Raw genomic sequence first — 5,111 nt, 5'->3', positions numbered from 1 at the left:
TGAAGCGTAAACCCCTTGATAGAAGCGTTTCCCGCTTGAGTTCGAATGTTGGGTTGTGTAAATGAAACCCAGGTTGGAACCGGAAATCTTTGCCAAAGGCGTCCATGCGCCAGAAGAGGTGAAACCCATGAAGCCTGCTCTAACCCTACTGATGATGATGATTTTTGCATCAAGCCCGATGGTTGGGTATTCACAGGAACAGCCACCGCCGGTACCGTCCGAGGAAGTGCCGGCGGTCATGACCCGCGGCCCGGTGAACGAAGCATTCGCCCAGCCGGTCAATATAGAAAACACCGCCGGATTGATCGCCCCCGCCGCGCCACCCGCCGACATCGATGAGATTCCGCCGGATGAAAAACCGGTGGGGGACCAGTACACCTGGGTACCGGGATACTGGGCGTGGGATACGGACAGCAAGGACTACATCTGGGTGAGCGGGTGCTGGCGGGCGGTGCCGCCGAACATGGCCTGGGTTCCCGGATACTGGACCCAGGTGCCCGGCGGGTGGCAATGGGTGGCCGGATACTGGGGGCCGGTCAAGGCCCAGGCGGTCGAGTACCTGCCTGAGCCGCCGGCGGTAACCGATGTGGACCCGCCCGCAGCGCCGGCATCGGCCAACCAGATCTGGGTGCCGCCGTGCTGGTACTGGCACCGGACCCGTTACATTCAACGTCCCGGCTACTGGATTGCGGGACGGCCCGATTGGGTCTGGGTACCGTCCGGCTACATCTGGACGCCGCGCGGCTATATCTTCGTTCCCGGCCATTGGGACTATACCCTGGCACACCGCGGGGTGCTCTTTGCCCCGGTGTATTTTCCCCCGCGCATGGTTGCCCGTCCGGGTTTCTCCTATTCGCTCAGCATCGTGGTCGATCTGGGCAACCTGCAATTCGGCCTGTTCACCCGGCCGCGGTACCATCACTACTATTTTGGCGACTACTACGACACCGTTTACCTGCGCATGGGCATCTTTCCCCGCTTCGAATGTGAACGCCGCCGCGGCTGGTATGACCCGATCTATGTCCATGACCGCTGGCGCCATCACCGCGACAAACCAAAATGGGAACAATACGAACGCCGGGAATACGAACGGCGCCGCGACCATCGGGACCTGCGTCCGCCGCGAACCTATGCCGACATGCAGCACCGGATGAAACGGATGTCGCCGGCAAAACAAAGTCAATTCGGCTTTGCGGCGCCGGTGACGCGCTTTGCCGCCCGAAAGGCCACGCCCATGCGCTTCGAACGCATCCGGCCGGCTGCGCATCGGCAGCTTTCACGCCATACCGCCGATGTACGCAAGTTTGTCGATGAACGCAGTCGCAGGGAATCGGCGGGACAGGGTCGTAAGGCCGGACAGCCCATGCCGGAACGTAAATCGCCGTCGGCCTTCAAGGCGGCCCCATCGCCAATGAAGCACCAGAAACCGATGGCACGCTCCCCCCAGCCCCCCGTAGACAGACAGGAGCGGCATTATAACAAGGGCATGGCGCCGCCCGACAAACGCCAGGAGGCCGCAAAAAATCCCAACCCGCCAAGCCGGCGCCCCAAAAGCGCCAACACGACAGAGGACCCAACCCCCAAGGCATGGCACCGCCGGATAACCGCCATGAAGCCGTAAGAACGCCCAAGCCCGCGTCCCAGGAGCGCCGCCACGGTGACAGGTCCAACGCCCAAGCGCCCCAAAAAATCCCACGGAAACAGCACCTTGTGGAAAGGCCGACCCGTAGCGAGAAGGCCCCCACGCCACAACACCATCCGCAAAAAGGCGCGCCCCCGCATGTGCGCGGCGATCAAGGAGACCGCACCCATCAGCAACCGGCACCGGAGGCCCGCCAGCGAAACGGCTCAGGACGCAAGGGGCCACCGGAGGAGCATCACAAGTAAATAGCCGCCAAGCGGCTATTTTTCCGCCGCCGGACCGGTCGGCTGAGCAGGCGGCTGGGCAGGCGGGTTCGTATCATTCGACTCTGGCACTATCGGCGCCACCCGCGGGAAGCGTTGCGCCACACCACTGGATCCTTCGGCGACGCGTTGTTGAAGCAGACCATACGCCTTTTCCAGGGAGGTCTCCATCACCGCCACCTGGCCTTCGCTCATGATGATGCGCTGCAATTCAGGAATTTTCACCCGGGATGTGGATTTGAGGTAAACCGGCTGAATGAAGATCACACTGTTCCCGATGGGCAGAATGATCATCTTGCCACGCACCACCGATGATCCGGCCTGATCCCAGAGGGTAAACTGCTGGGCGATCGTCGGGTCCTGGTTGATCAGAGCATCGATCTGAGCCGGTCCGTACACCAACTCACCCTTGGGAAAATTATAGAGGATCATCTTGCCGTAGTTGTCGCCGTCACACCCCGCGATGGCGAGGGAACGCAGGTTATCGCGGCCCTTGGGAAACATGGGCAGCAGCAGCAGGAAATCGAGGGTGTCCGGCGTAATCAGATCCAACGTCAGATAATAGGGTTTCAGGGGCACGGTGCTTTCGGCATCCAGGGTCTCGGCGAAGGTCCAGAGATCCTCCTGCTGGTAGAAAACCTGGGGATCGGTCTGGTGGTATTTGGCATACATGGCCATCTGGATTTCGAAAAGGTCCTTGGGGTAACGCACGTGACGGCGGATATCCTCCGGCATGCTGGATTTATCCTTGAGAAGCCCTGGATAGATGCGCTTGTAGGCCTGGATGATGGGATCGGTCGGGTCCTGGATATAGAAATCGACGCTGCGTCATACGCATCCACCACGATTTTGACCGAATTGCGGATGTAGTTCAGTGACGCGCCTTCATGCACATAGGGGGCCGCGGCCGGGTACCATCCGGAGGTGGTGTAGGCGTCCACGATCCAGTAAATCCCGCTGGCGGTCACCACGGCATAGGGGCTGCGGTCAAGGGTCAGATAAGGGGTTAAAAAACCGATACGATCCATGATGTTTCGCCGCATCAGCATTTTGCTGGCGTTACTGAACTTGGTCGAGAAGAAGAGATCCCGGTCCTTGAAGTAGTAGGCGAAGATCAATTTTTTGAGCAGCGACCCCACCGGGATCCCCCCTTCGCCGGTATAGTCGGCCATGATGTTGCTGTTCCCCTTGGGATAATCCATTTCGCCCGCCTGGTTGGGCGCGACCGCCCAGGGATAGCGCCCCATGCCGTAGTAAATCCGCGGTTGGTCCAGGGCGATCCCGTAATGGGACTCCGGCGGAATGTTGCTGATGAACCAGGTCATGGGATCGCCGCTGACCTGACTGGCCGGCGTCATGACCGCACCGATGCCGTGGGTATAGGTAAAATGCGCGTTGATCCAGTTTTTCGCGGCGGCGGGCAGATTCGCATAGTCGATCTCCCGCGCCGCGAGAAAGACCTGCTGATAGATGCCGTCCACCGTGTAGCGATCCACGTCGACCTGGGGGAAGGTGTAATAGGTGCGCAGTTCCTGGAGTTGTTTGAAAACCGAGTCCAGGGTTTCGGCGTCCCAGACCGGGATATTGCGAAGTACCTTTTGGGCTTTGGCGAGGCTGTACGCCTGGGGAAAACGCTCATGCCGGAAATCGCGCACCTCCACCTGGGTCAACTGATAGGCGTCCAGGGTTGCCTGGATGTTGTCGGCAATATAGGGCCGCTCCTTGGCAATTTCATTGGGTTTGACAATATAGGTCTGAACCAGGTTCGGTAAAAACGGCGTGTTACGCAAACCCAGGAACAGCCCCGCCAGCACGATACTGACCGCCAGGAGCTTGCCCCCCTTGCGGGTGTGAATGGCCACGATCAGAAAAATCGCGGTCAGGCCCAACAAGATCAAGGTCCCCCAGATCAGCGGCAGGACCACGTTCATCTGCACGTTGCCGGGGCCATAGAACAAGGGTGCATGGCTGACATCATACACCAGGGCATCCCGCTGAAGGATGAAATCCCAGATTTCGATGGCAAAAACCAGCAGCACGAGACTACTCAGATGCCATTTGGCGCCCCGCGCGAATTGAAACGGATGGTGGGTCTGCAGCCTGTTTTTGACCATATACAGGATAAACAGGCCCACCAGCAGGATGAGAAAAGCAATGAGCAGCCGGTTCTGCAGGAGTTCATAGATGGGAAAGGAAAACAGGTAGAACGAGACATCACTGCCAAATATCGGGTCAACGGTACCCATGGACCGGCCGAAGACAAAAAAAAGAAATTGTTCCCAGTTGCGGTACAGGGGCATGGCCAGGGGAATACTGAGCGCAACGGAAAGGGGAATGAAAAAAATCATGGAGCCGGTCTGAAAAGCCTTGTACACCTTTTTGTAGGTTTTACCGGCGGCGCCCTCGGTGGAGGGGGAAGGCCCTTTGAGAAAGCGCGAGGCGAGCCAGAAATTCAGGAAAAACACCAGAAAAAAAATCAGGGAGACCGCGATGAAGACGACATAGCGGTAGAGCTTGCGCTGCCAGAAATAGAACTCGTACCCCAGTGCGTTAAACCACCAAAGGTTGATCAGATCAGTCAGATAAATTTTCGTCAGGGCCGCTGCGACCAGAAGCAGCACAATCAGCACCCCCCCCGCCATGAGGAGCCGTCCGACCCATTTTCCTGATGTTTCGCGATGTGGCATTCTTACCTGCACTTTCTTTTGACCATCGATCCCGATTCTCGTCATCCGGCCAATGCCGGGTTATTACCAATGCCGTGGACCGTAGTATCTGTGGGGGCGATGATGGTAATACCTCGGCCGGTGCCAGTACCCCCCGTTCCACATCCAGCGCCCACCGAACCACAACCAGGCACCGGGCACCCAGTAATAGTCCGGCCCCGGCGCCACGACGATCGTCTCGGGCGGTGCCGGGGGCGGCGAGGCGCCGATCACGCCGGCCACCTGCGAGGATGGAACCTGGAGGGCGTGTTGATCATGTAGTCGATCACCCGGTTGCTGACACCCGAATTTCTCAGGGCGATGATGTCGGCGGTGGTCAGGTGATAGACCGTTCGCGAATTGCGGATCTGGCTGATAATCAGATCGTCGCTGATCCCGGCCTGAACCAGGGCCTGAACATCCGCCGCCGTCAGCGGCTGCCCCGCCTCCACGCGCTGCAGGGTCTGCGGTGCCTGGGCGCGCAGTTGGGCTTCCTGGGCC

The 5,111-nt window shown here is 59.2% G+C and carries 6 protein-coding genes and 1 pseudogene; 2 read left to right on the top strand and 5 right to left on the bottom strand.

Annotated features, from left to right (window positions below; genetic code table 11):
• On the bottom strand, positions 1-240 hold a 240-nt coding region (locus tag JCM12296_RS42910; RefSeq protein ID WP_218188399.1), incomplete at its 3' end, for a hypothetical protein.
• Here JCM12296_RS42910 and JCM12296_RS32255 point away from each other — a divergent pair.
• Together JCM12296_RS32255 and JCM12296_RS39340 are read left to right on the top strand one after the other, a co-directional pair.
• Positions 239-1,621 (top strand): YXWGXW repeat-containing protein, encoded by a 1,383-nt coding sequence (locus JCM12296_RS32255; protein ID WP_218188398.1) that lies wholly within the window; start codon positions 239-241, stop codon positions 1,619-1,621. The genes JCM12296_RS42910 and JCM12296_RS32255 overlap by 2 nt on opposite strands.
• Positions 1,588-1,887: a hypothetical protein gene (locus JCM12296_RS39340; protein ID WP_157068098.1), complete on the top strand. Its 300-nt coding sequence runs from the start codon at positions 1,588-1,590 to the stop codon at positions 1,885-1,887. Before JCM12296_RS32255 ends, JCM12296_RS39340 begins: the two co-directional genes overlap by 34 nt.
• Before the next feature lie 15 nt (positions 1,888-1,902).
• Here the strand turns inward: JCM12296_RS39340 and JCM12296_RS48575 are convergent, their stop codons facing one another.
• The 4 genes and pseudogenes from JCM12296_RS48575 to JCM12296_RS40600 all read right to left on the bottom strand — a co-directional run.
• Positions 1,903-2,673, bottom strand: coding sequence for a UPF0182 family protein (locus tag JCM12296_RS48575; protein ID WP_281492234.1), 771 nt, complete (start codon positions 2,671-2,673; stop codon positions 1,903-1,905).
• 71 nt (positions 2,674-2,744) lie between these two features.
• Positions 2,745-4,547, bottom strand: a pseudogene (locus JCM12296_RS32250) (UPF0182 family protein); the annotation flags it as partial.
• A gap of 108 nt (positions 4,548-4,655) precedes the next feature.
• Positions 4,656-4,844: a hypothetical protein gene (locus tag JCM12296_RS39335; protein ID WP_157068097.1), complete on the bottom strand. Its 189-nt coding sequence runs from the start codon at positions 4,842-4,844 to the stop codon at positions 4,656-4,658.
• Positions 4,841-5,111, bottom strand: a 271-nt coding sequence (locus tag JCM12296_RS40600; protein ID WP_218188395.1) for a hypothetical protein, incomplete at its 5' end; no start/stop codon positions are given. The genes JCM12296_RS40600 and JCM12296_RS39335, both read right to left, overlap by 4 nt.

This window comes from Desulfosarcina cetonica JCM 12296, from assembly GCF_001311845.1.
In the GTDB taxonomy this organism is placed as follows: domain Bacteria; phylum Desulfobacterota; class Desulfobacteria; order Desulfobacterales; family Desulfosarcinaceae; genus Desulfosarcina; species Desulfosarcina cetonica.
This window is presented reverse-complemented; position numbering and strand designations above follow the sequence as displayed.

Coding starts and splice junctions, on each gene's coding strand:
- JCM12296_RS39340 (WP_157068098.1), top strand. CDS start 1,588: ATGGCACCGCCGGATAACCGCCATGAAGCCGTAAGAACGCCCAAGCCC.
- JCM12296_RS32255 (WP_218188398.1), top strand. CDS start 239: ATGACCCGCGGCCCGGTGAACGAAGCATTCGCCCAGCCGGTCAATATA.